This is a genomic window from Flavipsychrobacter stenotrophus (assembly GCF_002954265.1).
Classification (GTDB): Bacteria; Bacteroidota; Bacteroidia; order Chitinophagales; family Chitinophagaceae; genus Flavipsychrobacter; species Flavipsychrobacter stenotrophus.
In genome coordinates this window covers 1,131,714-1,151,468 of record NZ_PPSL01000001.1, presented here as the reverse complement: position 1 = coordinate 1,151,468, position 19,755 = coordinate 1,131,714, and the positions used below count along the sequence as shown (strand labels likewise).

At 45.0% G+C, this 19,755-nt stretch carries 4 protein-coding genes; 2 read left to right on the top strand and 2 right to left on the bottom strand.

Annotated features, from left to right (window positions below; genetic code table 11):
* Positions 1-5: 5 nt before the first annotated feature.
* Both CJD36_RS05080 and CJD36_RS05075 read right to left on the bottom strand, forming a co-directional pair.
* Positions 6-641, bottom strand: coding sequence for a hypothetical protein (locus CJD36_RS05080; RefSeq protein WP_133162506.1), 636 nt, complete (start codon positions 639-641; stop codon positions 6-8).
* 37 nt (positions 642-678) lie between these two features.
* Positions 679-1,854: a hypothetical protein gene (locus CJD36_RS05075; RefSeq protein ID WP_105038001.1), complete on the bottom strand. Its 1,176-nt coding sequence runs from the start codon at positions 1,852-1,854 to the stop codon at positions 679-681.
* A 1,790-nt stretch (positions 1,855-3,644) separates the two neighbouring features.
* Here CJD36_RS05075 and CJD36_RS05070 point away from each other — a divergent pair.
* Together CJD36_RS05070 and CJD36_RS05065 are read left to right on the top strand one after the other, a co-directional pair.
* Entirely contained in the window at positions 3,645-5,570 is a 1,926-nt protein-coding gene (locus CJD36_RS05070; protein ID WP_133162505.1) for a hypothetical protein, read from the top strand.
* Complete coding sequence (locus CJD36_RS05065) at positions 5,476-19,665, top strand: T9SS-dependent choice-of-anchor J family protein (RefSeq protein ID WP_133162504.1); 14,190 nt, start codon at positions 5,476-5,478, stop codon at positions 19,663-19,665. Before CJD36_RS05070 ends, CJD36_RS05065 begins: the two co-directional genes overlap by 95 nt.
* Positions 19,666-19,755 lie beyond the last annotated feature (90 nt).

Here is a 19,755-nt window from a genome sequence, read left to right as displayed (position 1 = left end):
AGGAATTATTTTTTAGTGAGTGGTTGGGTGAAGTATTGGCTCCAGACCATGAGGGGCAGGTTGTTATTTGGGTGTTCTGCAGCATACATGGCCAGGTACGTTTTTACATCGGCATATTTTACCCAGAACATAGGCAGCTGGCTATGCGACCCAGTAAATGCCTCGTGCATGGGTGCTATAGCGGTTACTTGTATGTCGGTAGTGCCTTTTTGTTTGTCATATTTCCATTCTTCCAGTACGCTGAAGTAACGGATATCATCGAAACTGAAGTCATAAATGGATACTCTATTAACCTTTACTCCCGTTACTGGGTCGGTTACTTCAATGGTATCTGCATGTTTAAATAGATCTAACAGCTGTGTGATGGTCATTGGTATAAACCAGTTATTGTTCTTCTCATAGGCGGTGAGTTGCCCCCGTCTTATGCGCTGAAACAGAAACTCGGCCAGAGAGGTATCGCTGCCCTCAGGGCGTAGCCTGCGGGTAGAGTAGTTGGTAGTGTCGGCCACAAATACCTGCCGGGTAATGGTGCGTTTGAGGACATTGCCGGCGGGTAGGGGAGCCGGTGCAGGCTTTTTCTGTGCCCATGCCGCACTACACAATAAGCAAGCGGTTGCAGCCATGATAATTTGTTGTTTCATAGTTCCTGTTTTTTTGCTTTGACCAATGTACATATTTCTATTCTCTTTCTGTAAAATATCCCCGCCATAATTCTAACGGCAGGTTGCAGAGAGGGTGTTGCATGGTATAACGGTTAATGATGTTTTTTATGTCGGCGTATTTGAAAGAAAACATACTTTTCCGGCCAATAAAATTTTCAGCGTCATCATAATAATCCCTTTTTGGAGTGATGCCTTTAAGTAGCAGCGAGATAGCACCGGTAGAAGTATTGAATACAACTTCCTGTTGTAGTTGATAGTTAGTAACCCATTCATATTTAAATTCACGGATAATTACCTTCCAAGATCTTATGCCAGTTTCCGTATCTAGATCTATACTATCAGGCTTAACGTAGGTTGTTGTATCTACAACTAGCTTATTTAAAGGGATCAGATAAGATCGTGTATTGGTATCGTATATGCGTATTCCACCTGATCTGGCACCATCTATAAGTGACTGAGATAACAGCCGATCGTTGTATAACACTAATTTTCGATGGTAATAATAATCAGTTGTATCCGGCATAACTACAGTCCGTGATGTCACACCTGTTTGTATATTGCCATTATTAAATGGTACTGCATCACCATTACAGTAACTCCTCCAGATAAGTTTGTTTAAATTGTCTTTGGGGTGTTGGGTATTAAATTGTGCTATAGCGTCCTTTGCATCTTCATATTTCAACCAGTACATCCCCACGGAACCTCTGTAATTACCTTCATCGCCATAGACATCTACGACAGGGGCTATTCCGAGTATCTGTATGTCGATCTTTCCCTCGTCCACATTGTATTGCCATTCTTCTACCAGGCGGTAGGCACGTATGGTATTGTAGTTGAATTCGTGCATCACCACGCGTGTATTGGTACTGCCCGTAACGGGGTCTTCCTGTTGATTGGCGTTGTCGGCGTGGGAGGATATTTTTTCGAGTATTTGTTCGCTGCTTAGTTTTGTTGTAAAGCGGTTATCTATTGTGGAGTAAGGTGTGAGATTTTTATTGAGCACCAGTTTTGTAAGTACTTCGGCGAGGGTGGTATCTGCCATAGTGTGTTTAATGGTGGTGTCGAGGTAAACCGTTCGCTGCACCCGGTTGGTCCAGACTGTGCCTGGGCAGGGTGGTGGGTTCTTTTGTGCATGTGCTGATAGGGAGGTGAAACACAAATAAGCTACCATTATCAGCCTGCGTGCATTCATAGTGTTTGTTTTGTGTATGTAATTTATGGAAAAATGTTGGTTGGTTGGTGTCTGAACCAGGATTTAAAGGATTAATGGATTCTCTTGATGCTACATGCGATTTTTCTCAAAGAGAACCGACCTGATGGTCGTCGTGCTTCGGCGCGGCTCAGCATGACATTCGAAGGCTATGTTTCAATGCCTGATGGAAATTAAAATTTAATCGGGCATAGAGTTGGTGCAATGTGTTGTTTTTCATATGGTTGTGGTTTGGGGTTATGCCCGATTGTGCCCGATGGGTGTTTGGTTGTGCTCAGCTGCTTTGTCCAACCGCTTACTTACTTTTCTTTGTGCTGCCGTCCCGCAATAAGCGGGATAAACTCCGAAAGAAACAAACCTGCCTGCCGGCAGGCAGGGAAAGCGGGCACTTTTGCGAACTGCTCCGCACGCAAAAGGAGCCAGGCTGCGTGTTGTTGTGGTTGGCCAGACCGCTCTTCGCAAGCTCAGCCAGCGCTTGTTGCTCGGCCGCGGTTGTCTTGAAATTTGACGTAATGCCCGATGGAAATTAAATTTGAATCGGGCATGGGGTTGGTGTAATGTGTTGTTTTTCATGTGGTTGTGGTTTTGGGGATGCCCGATTGTGCCCGACGGGTGTTGTCTGAACTGTGATGGCAGTGATTGAATGATGGGCTATGAATTATTGTACTGTATTGTATTAGATTTTTTAAGGGTTGTCTGGTATTTTTGAGGGGTTTTCCGCCAATGGTGGTTTTTTGCGTTTCCGGCAGTTTTTTTTGGTGCGTTTCCTACCTGTTTCTTTGTTGTAGGGTGTTTCATCTGTTTTTAAAAACCGCCAGTTTCCGCAGTTTTCCGCAGTTTTTCTGCACTTTTCCGCCAGTTGTTGCTAAGTTGAGCAAATAGTTTTCAAGTGACGGGAACGGCTTGATGCCGGATGACAAGGATAAAGTGAATGTTAGAGAGCGGATGCAATTTACTATAGCATTTTAGGATGGAAAAGGACATTAACAAAATGTGGATATCTTTTGGTTTGGGAGTTTGCAGTACTGGGCATATTTTAAGCTTGTCTGTTTTCGGGAATCGGGAGATTCCCTACCTGTGGAACGAAGTCGTGAGACTTCGCTCAGCGTGGGCAGGCTGATGTTATCTATGAAAAGACAGGAGACTATCTGGGAAGGATAAGAGGTGCTAATATAATAGCCATAGCATACTATCGTCATATGGCCTATTGAGCGAATATTCTCAATCCATGTTTTAATTTTTAGTTACACATGCCATTTTATTTTTTTTTGTCTTGCAGCATCGGGTGATGTCAATCTCCGTATTATCATTGCGTTAATTATGAGTATATGGGGTGGTTTACTGATCAGAATAGTTGTTGGTTCATATTTCCACTGTCATTTTTTTGTTGTACTATAGTTAATGTTATATTTCGTAATGTATTATGTATTAACTAGTAGTTATTATGAAATTTGTAAGGTGATTTTTGTGAATGTTTTAGTTGATTGAGTTGCAACGGTTTAGGAATTGACAATTGTAAATTTATATTTAATCTTTAATTTAGCATAAATATTCAATATTTTTAGTATTATATATTTTGTTACTATTTTAAATCGTTGGATTATTTTAGCACATAAATTTGTTATAGAATAAGCTCTACGATATAATTCTACAAAAAATAGTAAAAAAATCTGTTTTTAACTATTAGTTAGTTATCAAACCGTCATTTTTATTTATTTTATATACATATCCTGAGTTTATAATTAATATTTTTTAAGTTAAAAAATAGTGTTATGAATAGGATATTGATGACCTTCCTCCTGGTATTCTCCGGGATCGCTGCAAATGCCCAGAGCCAAGTTTTTCTTGATGACTTTAACAGGAGTGTGTTGACAACGGGTGCTCCGGCAACATATACCGTTACAGCAAGGGGTGGGGCAACTACCGCCAACGCATCGATCTTGTCTAGCACCATGCTACAGTTTACCAGCTCAAGTGCAAATTCCAGCATTTACATAACGGGACCATTATCTGCATATTCCTCGCCATCAGCAGTTACGCTGTCCAGTAATACGACTGCCGTAACCTGGACCTTCAACATGCGAATAAGTGACGCGGCTGCCGGTATTGGCGGAGGGACCTATGGCCTGGCGACCGTACTTGCCGGTACCAACGCTACTGTTTATAATAATGGTAACGGTTATGCTGTTAAGATGAATGTAAATGGTTCAGTGTCTCTGGTGGCCTATACTACAGGCTTAAACGGAACGCTGACAACGATAGCGACCAGTTCAAATGCTATGTCATCTCCAACAAATTATGCCAGTGTCAAAGTAACTTACAATCCAACGGGAAATGTTTGGATGATCTGGCTAAGGGATGATGGTTCATCAGGTTTCGTTGATGCGGGGACAGGTATTTATACCGGTGTGTCAACTGCTACCAATTCAACTTATACCAGCTCAGCGACAAATACATTCGGCTTCTACTATAATTCATCAAATGTTACCGGAAGGTCGGGTTTATTTGATAATTACAAAGTTGTAAGGGCAACTACATGCTCCGGCAGCCCGATTCCGGGTGATGCAATCGCATCTGCATACAACAGCTGTGCTACAAGTTATACTACCACATTGTCGTTACCAATGCTGATTCCGGCAACCAACTATACTTACCAGTGGCAGTCAAGCACATCAGGTGCAGGCTTTACTGATATTCCGGGCGCAGTAAATGCTACATATGCAGCAAGTGTAAACTCATCTTCGAATGTATATTACCGTGCAAACGTAACATGTCCATCTGTTGCAACAGTTGCCTCTGGTGCGGTTTTTGTAAATATGTCCGGTGCATCAACACTAACTCCTCCTGCCCTGGAAAATTTCGATGCCGGAACTCCAACTCCGTGTGGATGGTCTATTGTAAATGTAAACGGAGGAAGCACCTGGGCAGTTACTGGTGCAACGCCTGCCAATGGTTCATCTCCCAATGTTATACAATATGGATATACATCAACTTTAACGGGTGATGACTGGGTGTTTACTAAAGGATATAGTTTAACAGCAGGTAAATCGTACGCATTAAACTTCAAGTTTGGTAATAATAGCTCTACTTATATAGAAAAACTGGAAGTGAAATATGGTGCAGCGCAATCTGTAGCGGGTATGACGTCTTCTGCAATTTTCAGCAATGCCAATATCACAACCAACTCGGTACTGTATTCGTCAAACGGTGTTACGATGACTGCTCCTACTTCCGGAGTGTATTATTTTGGCTTCCATGCATTCAGTGCAGCGAACCAATACAACTTGTATGTGGATGATATCAGCATAATACCAACTCAATTAATTACAGCTTCGCCAACTAACTATGATTTCGGATCATTGCCTGTTGGTACTCCATCGGCCCTGCAGAATATTGCCATCTCTGTATCCAACTTATCTTCCGGCGGATCTATCACAATAACAGCGCCTGCAAACTTCCAGGTATATAATGGATCTTCGTGGGTATCAACGTATAACTACACCTATTCGGGTACCAGCATAGTTGACTACAATATTCCTGTTAGATTCACTGCGCCATCAGTTAGTGTTTTTACAGGTACATTAACGATTGCGGGGGGGGGGCATGGCTACCTCAAGTTCTGTGTCGCTATCGGGTACCGGATTGCCTACCTGCTCGGCAATGCCTACACCAGGCACCGTATCTGCAACAGTAAGTAGCGGTTGCAGCAGTTACGGATCTGCATTATCTCTGGTTGGGGCATCAACGGATCTGGGTATTGCATACCAATGGCAGACATCGCCCAATAACAGCGCGCCATGGACCAATGCAACGGGCACCAGCACGAATGCAAGCTATGCAGCGACTATAGGTGCTAATGTATACTACAGGTGTATGCTTACCTGTACTGCGTTGTCGTTAACGGCAAGTACGCCGGGTACATTACTCACGTATGGACCTCAGCCAGCTTCTTTACCTTTCCTTGAAAGCTTTGAATCGACATGGCTATCTTGCGGGTCTACTAATGACATTCCAAATTTTGCCTGGGTAACAACACCGGTGTCGGGCAACAGATCATGGAGGAGAGAAGATGAAACTACTGCCAATAGTGGCTGGTCTAATACCAGTGGTGGCTTTTCGCCATCGGCTGTTTCCGGCGGCGGCTCGCATGCGGCAAGATTCCACTCATGGTCGGCGGCTAGCGGTAATCAAGGATCGCTTGATCTATATGTCAATTTCCCTGCGGGAACAAAATCTATCAGATATAATACCATTAATACAACAGGTACAGATGTGCTGAATTTACTGATCTCACTTGACAATGGCGCTACCTTTACATCACTGGATGGCCCAGTTGGCCTTAATGCGTCAGGTTGGGTGGGTAGAACTGTCACCACAACGGCCGTGCCCTCTGCAGGTACTACAGCTATTTTGAGGTGGCAGGCAACATCTGACAACGGAGCTACAGATATTGGCCTTGATAGCATTTATGTTTCTTTGTTGCCGACCGTTATCGCATCTCCTTCGTCACTGGCTTTTGGTAATGTTAATACAGGTGCCACTACTACATTATCTACAGTTTTATCGGCATCGGGTCTAAACCCGGCATCGGGCAATTTGACCATAACCGCACCAACAGGTTATTATATCTGGACGGGTTCGTCGGCTGTGACTACAACAACTGTAGCCTATTCCGGCTCCGGTGGCGTTATTACTACACCAACACTTGTTGTGCAATTTGCACCTACAGCAGTTGCAACATATAACGCAAGTATTACCATTACGGGCGGTGGGCTTGCCGGTGGGTACAATATACCACTAACCGGAAACGGCGCTAATCCTTGTACAGGTGTGCCGACTGCAGGCACTGCAAGTGCTACTGCTACCAGTGGTTGTACTGCTTATTCTACTACTTTATCTTTACCTACTGCTTCATTGGGTTCAGATCTTACTTATCAATGGTACTCTGGAACAGATGGTGTTACCTATGGCACTACAATTGCCGGTGCTACCAATTCGACCTATATTGGAACGGTAAGTTCAGGTATCTACTATAGGGCAACCGTTACTTGCCCGACCTATGGCACAACAACATCGGGTGGGGTATTTTGCCTGGCACCCGGTACTATTTTGCCACCCTATGCCGAAAATTTTGATGCAAGCAGTTCTTTGCCGTGCGGCTGGCTGATAGTAGATAATAATGGCAATACCACATGGTCGGTAGGTGCTGCGCTGGCAACAGGTGGAACTTTACCGAATGCTGTTTTCTACACTTACAATACGGTAGGACCAGCTGATGACTGGTTGTTTACGAAAGGCCTGAATTTGACAGCGGGTGTAACCTACAATATTGATTTCAAGTATGGTAGTAACTCTTCTACCACCTACTTCGAAAAACTTGAGGTTAAATATGGTACTACTCAATCAATTGCCGGCATGACATCGGCTGCTATTTTCAGCAATACAGCTATCCTGACCAGCTCTGCTATGGTTTCTGCGTCAACGATCTCTATTACACCGGTAGCGTCCGGTACTTATTATCTGGGCTTTCATGCTTTTAGTGCTACAGATCAAAACAAACTTTATGTGGATGATTTTAGTATTGTTAACGCACCAGCTACAGTTGTGCCAACACCTACTTCACTTGCGTTCGGCAATATTCTAACAGGTGCAGTGTCGGGGTCACAGACAATTACAATCAGCGGTGCAAATCTTACCAATAGCGGCAGCTTGACGATTACAGCTTCTTCAGGTTATGAAATTAACAATGGTTCCGGGTGGAGTTCTACCTATAACTATAATTACTCCGGAACATCATTTTCTTCCTATTCTATTCCTGTTCACTTTGCCCCTGTTTCAGGTACTTCATATCCCGGCAGTGTAACAATATCAGGTGGCGGACTAGCTACCCCGATAACCATTACTTTTTCGGGTACAGGTGTTTTGTCTTGTTCAGCATTGCCAGTGGCCGGAGCAGCAAGTGCAACAGCTACTATCGGTTGCGCACCCAATTACGCTACAACATTGTCCTTGTCGGGTGCTACCGCCGCGGCGGGTCTTACCTACCAATGGTATTCCGGGACTGACGGTGTAACCTATGGTACAACTATAGCCGGTGCTACCGATGCCACTTATTCGGTACCCTCAGTATCATCTGCTGTCTATTACAGAGCTGATATTACCTGTCCAACGTATGGCACAGCCACATCGAGCGGGGTGTTGTGTAATACGCCCGGAGCCGCCATTGCCGCTACATTACCATTTACTGAAATTTTTGAATCTACCTGGGTTTGCGGAACTACTCGTAACCTGCCTAATTTTTATTGGTCAGGCACACCTACAACAGGTAATGCATCATGGCGCCGAGAAGATGACGGTGCTTCTGCAGGCTGGTCGAGCACAAGCGGCGCATATAGCCCTGTATTTTCAGCGGGTGCACACTCTGCAAGATTCCATACATGGGATGCCGGTACCGCTACGGGATCAATTAGCTTATACGTAAACTTTCCTGCTGGCAATAAGCAGATAAAATACGATTATGTGAATACTGGCGGTGCAGATCAATTAAAGTTGCAACTTTCGTTAGACAATGGTGCGACATTCACTGATATTGATGTTCCTGCAATTATTGCTGCGTCTTTCACTACAAGAACCGTTACCACGTTTGCAGTACCATCTGTAGGCACCACAGCTATTCTCAGGTGGACAGTGACGGGTGATGCAGGTGCATCAGATGTAGGTTTGGACAATATCCAAATTACACAGCTGCCTTCAATAGTGTCAACTCCGTCGTCTTTGACATTCCCGACAACTGCTACCGGATCAACAACAACACTTAGTACAGTTTTATCTGGTGTTACACTTACCCCTGCAAGTGGTACGCTAACAGTTACTGCCCCTACTGGTTTCTATATATGGACCGGGTCGTCGGCAGTTACTTCTACTACTATCAGCTATTCGGGATCAGGGGCAACTATTACTCCGTCTACTTTTTCCGTGCAGTTTGCACCAACTGCAGCTACAACTTACACTGGTAATGTAACAATCACCGGTGGTGGTATTGCGTCTACTTATAGCATAGCGGTATCGGGTATTGGCAGTACGCCATGCTCTGCAATTCCTACCGCGGGCGCTACGGCGGCTACTACAACAGCCAGTTGCGCAGCCAGTTATCCAACTACATTATCTTTGCCCGGAGCAACAGTTGCTGCGGGGCTTACGTACCAATGGTATTCCGGAACAGATGGCATAACTTATGGTACTACTATTGCAGGTGCTACCAATTCCACTTATTCCGCAACCGTTACTTCAGGCATTTATTATAGAGCTACCGTAACTTGTCCAACCTTTGGTACAGCAACATCAACGGGAGTAGCTTGCAGCGCGGCAGGACATGCGATCGCAACAATTCCATTTAATGAGAGCTTTGAAACCACCTGGATTTCATGCGGTGCAACCAATGATATTCCTAACTATGTATGGACAAACAATCCCGCTACAGGCAATGCATCATGGCGCAGAGATGACGATGGTGCTTCTGCGGGATGGTCGAGCACAAGCGGTGCATATAGCCCGGTATTTTCAGCAGGTGCACACTCTGCGCGTTTTCATACCTGGGATGCCAGCACCAGTACGGCAACATTAAGTATGGGTATTACGTTCCCGGTGGGCCTGAAACAAATAAAATACGACTATGTTAATACAGGCGGGGCTGAGCAATTAAAACTGCAGATTTCACTAGACGGAACAACGTTTACCGATCTTGATGTTCCACCTATTATTGCAGCTACATTTACGACACGTACTGTAACAACAACTGCCATTCCTACAACAGGTACAACTGCCATTTTGAGGTGGACTGTGACCGGTGACGGTGGCGCTACGGATGTTGGTCTTGACAATATTCAAATTTCGTTACTGCCTTCAGTGATCGGTGCACCATCTTCATTGGCTTTTGGGGCTGTGAATACCGGCAGCAGTGTTACGTTGTCAACCTCACTTACAGGTGTTTCTTTAACCCCGGCTTCAGGTACCGTTACAGTAAATGGTCCTGGTGGGTATTTAATGTCGACAGGGGGAGCCTTTTCCAATCCATTGACAATAAATTATACCAGCGGAGCATTTTCGTCTCCACTTATTGTTCAGTTCAATCCTTCAGCTGTATTATCGTACGATGGTACTATCACTATTTCGGGAGGTGGATTAAGTACGCCGTCAGTAATTACATTGACGGGGTCGGGCGTAACACCGTGTGTGGGTACGCCAACACCCGGTACCGTTCTTGCAACGGTGAGTTCCGGCTGCGCACCATACAACACTACACTGTCACTTGGTGGTGGTGTAACTACGGGTTATTCAGGTCTTTCCTACCAGTGGAAATCCTCTGTGGATGGCATCAGCTATGGTAATGTTGGGGGTGCTACGTCGAGTACTTATGCTTTAAATAACAGTACAATAGGTACTACCTACTATAAATGTGAAATAACCTGTGCTTCATCTTCGGCGATACAGGCTAGTGGTCAGGCGCTGAGCTTTACCCCGGTGACTACATTCCCTTATCTTGAGAATTTTGATGCAGTCACTTCACCAGCTTTGCCGTGCGGATGGACTACAGCGGATGTAAACGGCGATGGCGACCCATCGATCTGGACCAACTTCGCAGGAACAGCTACAGGTAGTAGTGCACCCAATATGCTGTCTTACAGATATCATTTAACAAATACCGCTGACGACTGGGCATTTACTCCGGCTATATACTGCACGGCAGGTAATACCTACAAACTAACTTTTAACTACGGAAACAATGGAGGGACAACTTATGTTGAAAAACTGGAAGTGAAATATGGCTCTGCAAATACAGTAGCAGGCATGACTACCAGTTTGTATGCCAACACAGCGATCACTAATACAACGCTTGCGAGTCAGTCGGTAAGTTTTGTAGCCGCGTCTACCGGACTGGTATATTACGGGTTTCATTGTAACAGTGGTGCTGACATGAACAGGTTATTTATAGACGATATTAAGGTGGAACAATTCGTGCCATGTGCAGTGCCTGCCGGTTCGCCAACAGCATTGTCATGTGCACCTGCAGTAGGTATAACTACAGTTATTTCATTTACACCGCCATCACCGGTTGTAGACTCTTACCTTGTAGTTGCATCTACGTCAACTACTTTGTCATCGTCTCCGGTATCGGGTACTAACTATGCTATCGGCGCAGCTCTGGGTGGAGGTGTTGTTATAGCGAAAGTAGCTGCAGGCAGTTCTGTTACATTAACTACAAATCCTACTGCAGGGCTTGCTGCCGCTACTGCCTATAATGTGTTTATGTACTCTTACAATGGTATTTCTTGTATTGGTACGCAGCCGGTGTATAAGACAACCTTGCCAGGTGTAAGTACATTTACAACTTGCGTTACTCCTCCTGCTGCACCTACTACCAGCTCCACTTTACCTGCACAAGGAATAGTAAGTTGGGTAGGTGGTATTGCGGGTGCAACTAACTACACCGTTAATCTTTACACCAACAGCATAGGAACAGGTACCCCGGCATATAGCTGGACCTCGCCTGATGCATCGGCTACCAGCTATCTGTTCACCGGCATAGCTGGCGGGGCATACTTTGCTAATGTGGTAGCTAATACGCCTGCATGCGGTGCAAGCTCCCCACTTACTATTATGAACGTGCCATTTTCAGAACCTTATTTTGAAAGTTTTGAAACAATATCAACACAAAATGCAATTCCATTTGGTTGGGCTGCAACAGCCAATACAGGTACATATGTACCTAAGTACGGTAACGGTGCTTCTATAGTAGGTCCGGTAACCTCGCCTGCAACTATGCCTGCGGCCTATGGTTCATGGGATTATGTATTTGTAGGAAAGCATACCAGTACGCTCAATACCAATGATAACAACTGGCTGGTATCTCCGGGCGTCTATCTTACACCAGGTACTTATACACTCGGTTTTGATTACAGACAAGACTGGAACAGCTCCGGCGGCCCTCAAAGATGGAGTCTGGCGGCCTTTGTAACCAACAGCAATAGTGTTCCTGCGGCAACAACCGCAACTCCTACAGGAACGAGCTCCGGTACTTACACAAGCGGTGGTACACTTGCGGTAACCGGCTGGAACCGGGCAACAACCGGGGTTACTATTACCACAACCGGAATATATTATGTACAGATCGACGCCATACCAAATGCCAATGCATCATTACTGATGGTAGATAACATTTCCATCTGTAAGACACCATCGGCAGGAACCGTTACTGCTAATCCTACTGCGTTATGCGCAGGTAGCAATGTGTCGTTATCTGCATCACCGGTTACGGCTGGATATAATTACTACTCGTGGTCAGGTCCTGGTGGTTATTCGAGTACCGGTATTAATGGTACCAGTGCAGCTTATAACGCAACTGCAACATATACTGCAATACCATTGACCGCCAGCGGAATCTACACTGTAACCATCAAGAGTGATCCGTTGTCGACGCCTGTTTGTGCTATTACATCTACAGTTTCGGTTGCCGTTTTGCCAACCAGTCCTGCTGCAATGACCCCGATTGATACAACTATCTGTACATCGGGCTCTTACACCCTGGGCGGAGGTAACGTTGGTACTGCAAGTATGTGGTCTGTGGCACCGGCTGGATATGCTACGGTGTCGCTATCCGGTGTTGTATCGGGTATTTCAGAATCAGGCATGGCTACGCCGGTTACCATTACCTACAATAGTGGTTGTGGTGGGCCGGCCGTGTCTACTACGGTGAAAACGCTTAATTCGCTAAGTGGCACTTACAATATAGGAGTAGGACAACCGATCAAAACGTTGTCTCAGGCTGCGGCGTTATACAACTGCGCCACATCTCTGACAGGTCCGGTAGTATTCCAGCTTACTGACGCGACTTATCCGAGTGAGACGTTCCCGATAACTATCAGTAGTAATGCTGCGGCCAGTGCAACTAATACACTTACTATCAGGCCTGCATCAGGGATATCGCCGACAATAAGCGGTAGTGCATCATTTGCTATATTTGGTATCAACGGAAAATATATAACCCTTGAAGGATCAAATAACCCGGTAGCCAATACCATTTGTCCGTTGGTAACAGCTAGCAGAAATCTGACAATACAGAATACCAATACGTCAACTTCAAGTGCGGTGATATGGATGGGAGCCGGTTCTAATAATAATATTCAGGATTGTAATATAAACGGTAGCAGCTCAACACAAACGTTGGTTGGTATCGGTTCAGGCGGCGCAGCTATTGCGCTCAATAGCCTGGGAAATTCTAACAATAACAACTCGATTGTAAATAATGCTATATCTGCGGTGCAGAATGGTATTTACTCGATGGGAGCAAGCGCCGGTACTAAAAATACTGGTACAGTTATCAATCAGAATGTTGTGACCAATACCAGCAATAATGGTATAATGGTAGGATTTGAAAGTGGCATCAACATAAAGAAGAATGTTGTTACCGGTGTTTCCAGTGCTACATCAGGCAGAGACGTTGTGGGTATCAATGTTGGTTTTGCAAATAATAGTATTGTTGCGGGTACTACCTCTGTGACCGGCAATGAAGTGGCAGATGCCGTTATAGAGAAGAACATTGTAGGTAGCATTACTTCAACAGCATCAACCGGTGCACAATCAGCCGTGGGTATAGCGGTTGCCGGTAGTGCAAGTGGCACGGCTAATACAATAGTAAACAACTCTGTTTACAAAATGCTGAGCCTTTCAAGTGGCTCCGACATTACAGCAGGTTTATTCCTTAGTGGTATAACATCAGGTGTGAGCAGCAAGGTATGGTATAATACGGTAGCACTCACCGGTACGCCAGGAGTAGGCACCAACCCAAGCTTTGCGTTGGCGGTTTCAGGTATTGCCTCTCCAGTGGATATTAAGAACAATATTCTTGTCAATGCTATGTGGAATGGTACTGCCAATTCTGCAAGAGCTATGGGCTTTGCCTATAATACTTACAGTGGTCTTACCTCTAACTACAACGTACTGCGTGACAGTAGTGCTGCACCGGTATTTGTTGCGGTGGGATCGCTTACTGCGCCAACAAGCACGTATGCATCAATAAGTGCCTGGCAGACCGGGTCGGGTAGTACGCAGGATGCCAACTCTGTTTTGGCGATTCCGGTATTTAACGCGCCAACAGCGGCTATACCAAATCTTGGCCTTTCTTATGCAGTTGCCAATGTTGCTATCAACAATGCCGGTACGCCATTGACCTATACGTCGGATGCAAACTGTATAACGCGTGACGCATCAACACCAGATATAGGTATCAGTGAATTTAATGGTTCAGCACCACCGCCAGCGATAGCATATGTTAGTAATCCGAGCGGAAATTCATGTCCTACAAATCAAACGGTAGTAGCTGATATTACAATTAACGCAGCTGCCCCTGTAGGGTTGGACGATGGTTCTGTAACCGGCAATGGTCCGAAGATCTATTTTTCGAAGAATGGAACAACCTGGTTTTCCGGTGCAGGTACCTATGTGAGCGGTTCTACCGCAATAGGTGGAACAAGCAGGTGGAATTTTATCATTAATGCCACAACGTTGGGACTACTTCCCGGTGAAACAGTTTCTTATTATTTAGTAGCTCAGGATCTTTCAACACCTGTAGTAGTCGGATCTCTCCCTGTTGGCGTACTTGCTTCAAGCGTAGCAGCTATTACTACAGCACCTGTGCCAACTACCTACAGCACATATATTGCATCAGGTACGGTAGCGGTAGGTGTAGGTCAGACATTTACGTCACTCCCTGCTGCAGTTGCTAACTATTCGGCCAGTACTTGCATCACAGGTCCTGTTGTATTAAGTCTTACGGATGCATTGTATAGCATGGGATCTACCAGTCTAACCATTTCTGGTAACGCGAGTGCTACAGCAACTAATACGCTTACTATTCAACCTGCTGCCGGGGTATCTACTACTATTTCCAGCAGTAATTCAACAGGAACAGTATTCATAAATGGCGGTAAGTATATTATAATAGATGGTACCAATACTACTGTTACCAACAGTATCTGCCCTGCGGTTTCTGCTTCCCGAAACCTTACTATTACTAACTCATCAACAGGTGCAGTGGTGTGGATGGCTACAGGTACAAATAACAGTAAGGTACAAAACTGTAATATTACCGGGAATGGAATTGCCTCAACGCTTATAGGTATTGGTTCGGGTGGCGCAACACCGTCATTGACCAGTACCGGTAATGCTAATCATAATAACAGTATCATAAACAATAGAATTACAGCAGTTGGTACAGGTATTTACTCTATGGGATCTACTACCTTATCTAAAAATAGTGGTACGATCATAGATCAGAATGTAATGACTGCCGCCAATGGTATTGGTAGCAACTGCATACTTGTAGGAAATGAAAATGGTATAAATATTCGTGGCAATAATATCGGAGGAATTAATAGCAGTGCAAGTGCAGATGTGGGTGGTATCATTGCAGGTTTCGGTAATAGTGGTATCCTATTCACGAATACTACGGGCAGTGAAGTGTCTAATGCAACTATTACAAATAATATAGTAGACAACATTAACCAATCAAATACATGGTCGGCAGTGGGTATTGCTTTGGCGGCATCGTCTACAGGCACATCTACCATTGCCAATAATATGGTCACCCGCGTATTTGCCAAGGGTACATCATCAGATTTTAGCTCTGGTATATTTATTGGTGGTGGTTTGGCAGGTGCAGTTAATCTGTTCTACAATTCAGTGTATATAACCGGTAGTTACACTGGTGCGGGAGTTCCATCTTACGCCCTTGCTGTAAGTGGTACGAATCCTGTCATTACGATGAAGAATAACATTTTTGTTTACTCTGCTTCAAATGGTGTAACAGGGTATGCAGCAGGCTTCGCGTCCAGCACGTTTAGCAATGTTACTTCGTCTAATAATGACTTTTTCAGTAATGGAAATCTCATAGGTTCAGGCTCACTTTCGACATCAGCAACTTCTTCAAATTCGATTGCAGCCTGGTTTGCCACAAGTGGCAAAGATCAGAATTCACTAAATGTAAATCCTACGTTTACATCGGTATCTGACCTTCACCTTACAAGCGTTGTTGGTAATGCTCTGCTAAATGATACAGGTGCTGTTGTGGCCATAACTTCTGATCTTGATTGTAATACAAGAGATATTTTGTATCCCGACCTTGGTATCAGTGAGTTCACTCCTCCGGGTTGTAACACACTTACACCATTGGCTGGTACGGCTTCTCCGGCTACTCCTGCATTTTGTACTTCGGGTAGCTCTAATATCAGTGTGTCTGGTCAGACTATCGATCCTACATTTGGAACAGTCTATTACAAGTGGGCAAGTAGTTCTAGTCTTACAGGGCCATTTACTAACATAGGTTCTGCAGTAGCGGCTTCCTATTCTACGGCTGTATTGAGCAGTACTACATACTATCAGTTTACAGATTCGTGTGCTAATACAAGGCGTTCAGGCACTACAGTTACATCAGTCAGGATAGATCCATTGCCAACCGGTGGTACAATAGTAGCCACTCCTGCAACGCTTTGCCCGGGTAGTGGGGTTGTGGTAACACTATCTCAGTCTGGTGTGCCATCAGGTCCGGCGGGTGCTATTGCAACTACTTATAATTGGTCAGGCCCTAATGGTTACACTGCAACTACAGCAGCTACCAATGCCAGCTTTATACCTACTACCACTGCGGCAAGCGGTTTGTACAGCCTTACGGTGACGTATAATGAGCCGGGATGTATAAGTCCCGCGGTAACATATTCTGTATCGGTAAATTCTGTACCAACGGTGGCGTCGATTACAGCGCCGTCAGGTTACTGTCTGGGTTCTGGAAGTAGTATTACCTTAACAGGCGTTGGTGCGTCAGGAACAGGCCCTGTCACATCATATAACTGGAGTGGTCCTGCTGCATTCTCAACCACTACGGCATTATCTTCAGTATCATTTACGCCTTCATCCACAACTGCAAGTGGTGTGTACAGTCTTACCGTATCCTACACCGGTGCGGGCTGTGTAAGTGCGCCGGTTACAAGTAGTACAGTAACTGTGGCTGATTATCCTACAGTATTCAATCTTACAGGTGGTAGTGGTTGTTCTGCCGCAGGCATTACCATAGGTGTTGACGGTTCGCAGACGAGTGATTATACTTATGCGTTAAAGAGGGGAGCTACAACTGTAGCTACGCTGGCCGGTACTACAACGTCGCTCTCGTATTCATCTGTTACAGCGGCGGGCACATACTCCGTAGTGGCTACAGGGCCCGGCGGATGCCAGTCTAACATGACGGGTACATCTGTTGTAGCAACCACACCTTCTGCATCTGTAAGTGCGGCTATGCCGAATATCTGCCAGCCTACAACCTCTGCATCTATCGGATTAAGCAGTATTGTGGGAAGTCCTACAACATATTCCGTAAACTGGAACACGACAGCACTTAGCGACGGTGGCTTTAGCAATATCTTAGCTGCTACCTTATCCGGTTCTTCGGTCACGCTTATATACAATCCAACTGGTGGTGCCGGGTCATTTGATGGCACATTAACATTGTCAAATGGTGCTTGTGCCAGTACCCCTTACCCCGTGCATACGATCGTACATGCTGAACCGCACGTTTCTGTTGCAGCGGTAAATGTACCATGTGTAGGATATGCAGGTAGTATAGACTTTACCGGTACAGATAGCGCCACTGTATCTTATAGTAAGGATGGTGCAGTGGTTACCAGCTTCTCGTTTAATGGAACGACTCATAACCTGAGTACCGGTGTAATTACATTTGCACATAACTACCTGATCATTGATGCGCATAATGCAGTGTGTACCACAGCTGTGGGCACAACAATCACTATTGATCCTACGCCTATGGCATGGGTGGGTGGTACTGGTGGCGCTGGTCATGAATCTGAGTGGAACAGGAGTACGAACTGGAGTTGTGGATTTGTGCCTACAGTTTCGGATGATGTAGCTATTCAGGTAGCAGCATTCAATCCTGTAATTCCAAGCGCCTTTACCGCAACTACCAGAAATCTTACAGTAAGTAGTGGTGGCGTATTGGTGATAGATGGCAGCGGCGAGCTAGATGTAAAGGGTTCATTGAATAACAGCAATGTAATTCTTGGTAATGGCAAGGTTGTTTTGAACGGTTCGTCTGCCCAGGTAATTACAGGCATTGGTACTGCCAATAACCTTCAGTTGAACAATAGTATGGGTGCTACCATAAATACCGGCTCACGCCTGGTTATTGGAAATACACTGATTATTACATCAGGTACACTAACTACTAATGACAGCCTTGAGCTGGCATCATCTGATACTAATGCTACAGCACGTATAGCAGCCATACCATCGGTAGGTGCGGCAATATCCGGTAAGGTGAAAGCTGACCAGTATGTAATGGGCGGTTATCGCAGATTCCGCTTCTTCGCTCACCCGTTCAGCGATACTATGTCACTGAGCCAACTGCAACCGTATATTGATATCACAGGCCCAGGTGGTACTGCCAATGGTTTCAGGTACACTGCGTCTAATGCTCCATCTGCATTCAGGTTAGATCCATATACAAGTAACTCATCGCTTGGTTACGATCCGGGTTGGAAGCCATTCACAAAGATTAATGCAGGTGCGGCCGATACCAATAAGGTACATCCGGGTCAGGGTATCCGCGTATTCTTCAGAGGATCGAAGGGTGAAGGGTTAGGTTACTCGGGTTATATCGGTGGGTACACACCTTCTGCAACTACTTTCAAGATGATGGGTAATGTTAACCAGGGCAATGTGTCAGTTAGTCTTGCCCAGGGTACATCAGCTACACTTCAGAGCTACAACATGGTAGGTAATCCATACCCATCGCCAGTCGATATGGGTACCATTATCTGGAATGCAAGAAATTCCGGCCAGGCTATGGGTGGTGCATTCTTTGTCTTCGATCCTGCAATGGGTGCTGGTGGCCAGTTCGTATCAGTTAACCTTGGTGGTTCAGCAGTTCCTTACTATGTACAGGCTAACACTTGTATCCAGGTACAGGCTGATCATGATGGTGCTCATATCGAATTCACCGAAGCAGATAAATCACCAAACACATCAAACTACTTGTATAAGGCACCTGTGCAATACACCAGTTTGAATGTGTATGATGAAAAGTATCACTTGTGGGATATGTTGAAGATCAACTTCAATGAAAACGCTACTGACGAAAACGACAAGATGTTGGATGCGGCAAAACCAATGGGTGTTGCAGATTTCAACTTCTACAGTAAGTCTGCTGATAATCTGAAGCTTGCTGTTGACAGCCGTCCGTTTGCAGCAGAGAAGGTAATACCTCTGGGTCTAACAAGCGGATACCAACAAAACTTCATCATCCGCACAGACAACGTTGTTGTTCCTGCCGGTGGAAAATTGGTACTTCATGATAAGTTGCTGGGGAGGTATGTGGATATGAACCAGGGCACAGAATACGCATTCACTATCGGCAAGGACAAAGCCACACAGGGCGACCGTTTCGAACTGGCATTAAAATCTAATGTTCCAACTGCAATTAAGCCACTTGCAGTAACTATGACACCTAACCCAACAACTGACGATGTTAAGATCAGCTTTACATCAGGTAAGAAAGAAAAGGTTACGGTACGTGTTATGGACATCAGTGGTGTGAGCATCTACAACCAGGATCTGGGCGAGCAGAAGAATGGAACAATAAGCGTTCCGTTGAGCACATTTGCTGCAGGTATCTACATGGTAGAACTTACACAGGGCGAACAAAAAGTAACACAGAGATTGGTTAAGGAATAATCCATCATAAACAAAAAAGAAACAAAGGATACTCTCTATGGGGTATCCTTTGTTTTTTATAATTAGTATGTATATTAGGCCTTGAATATT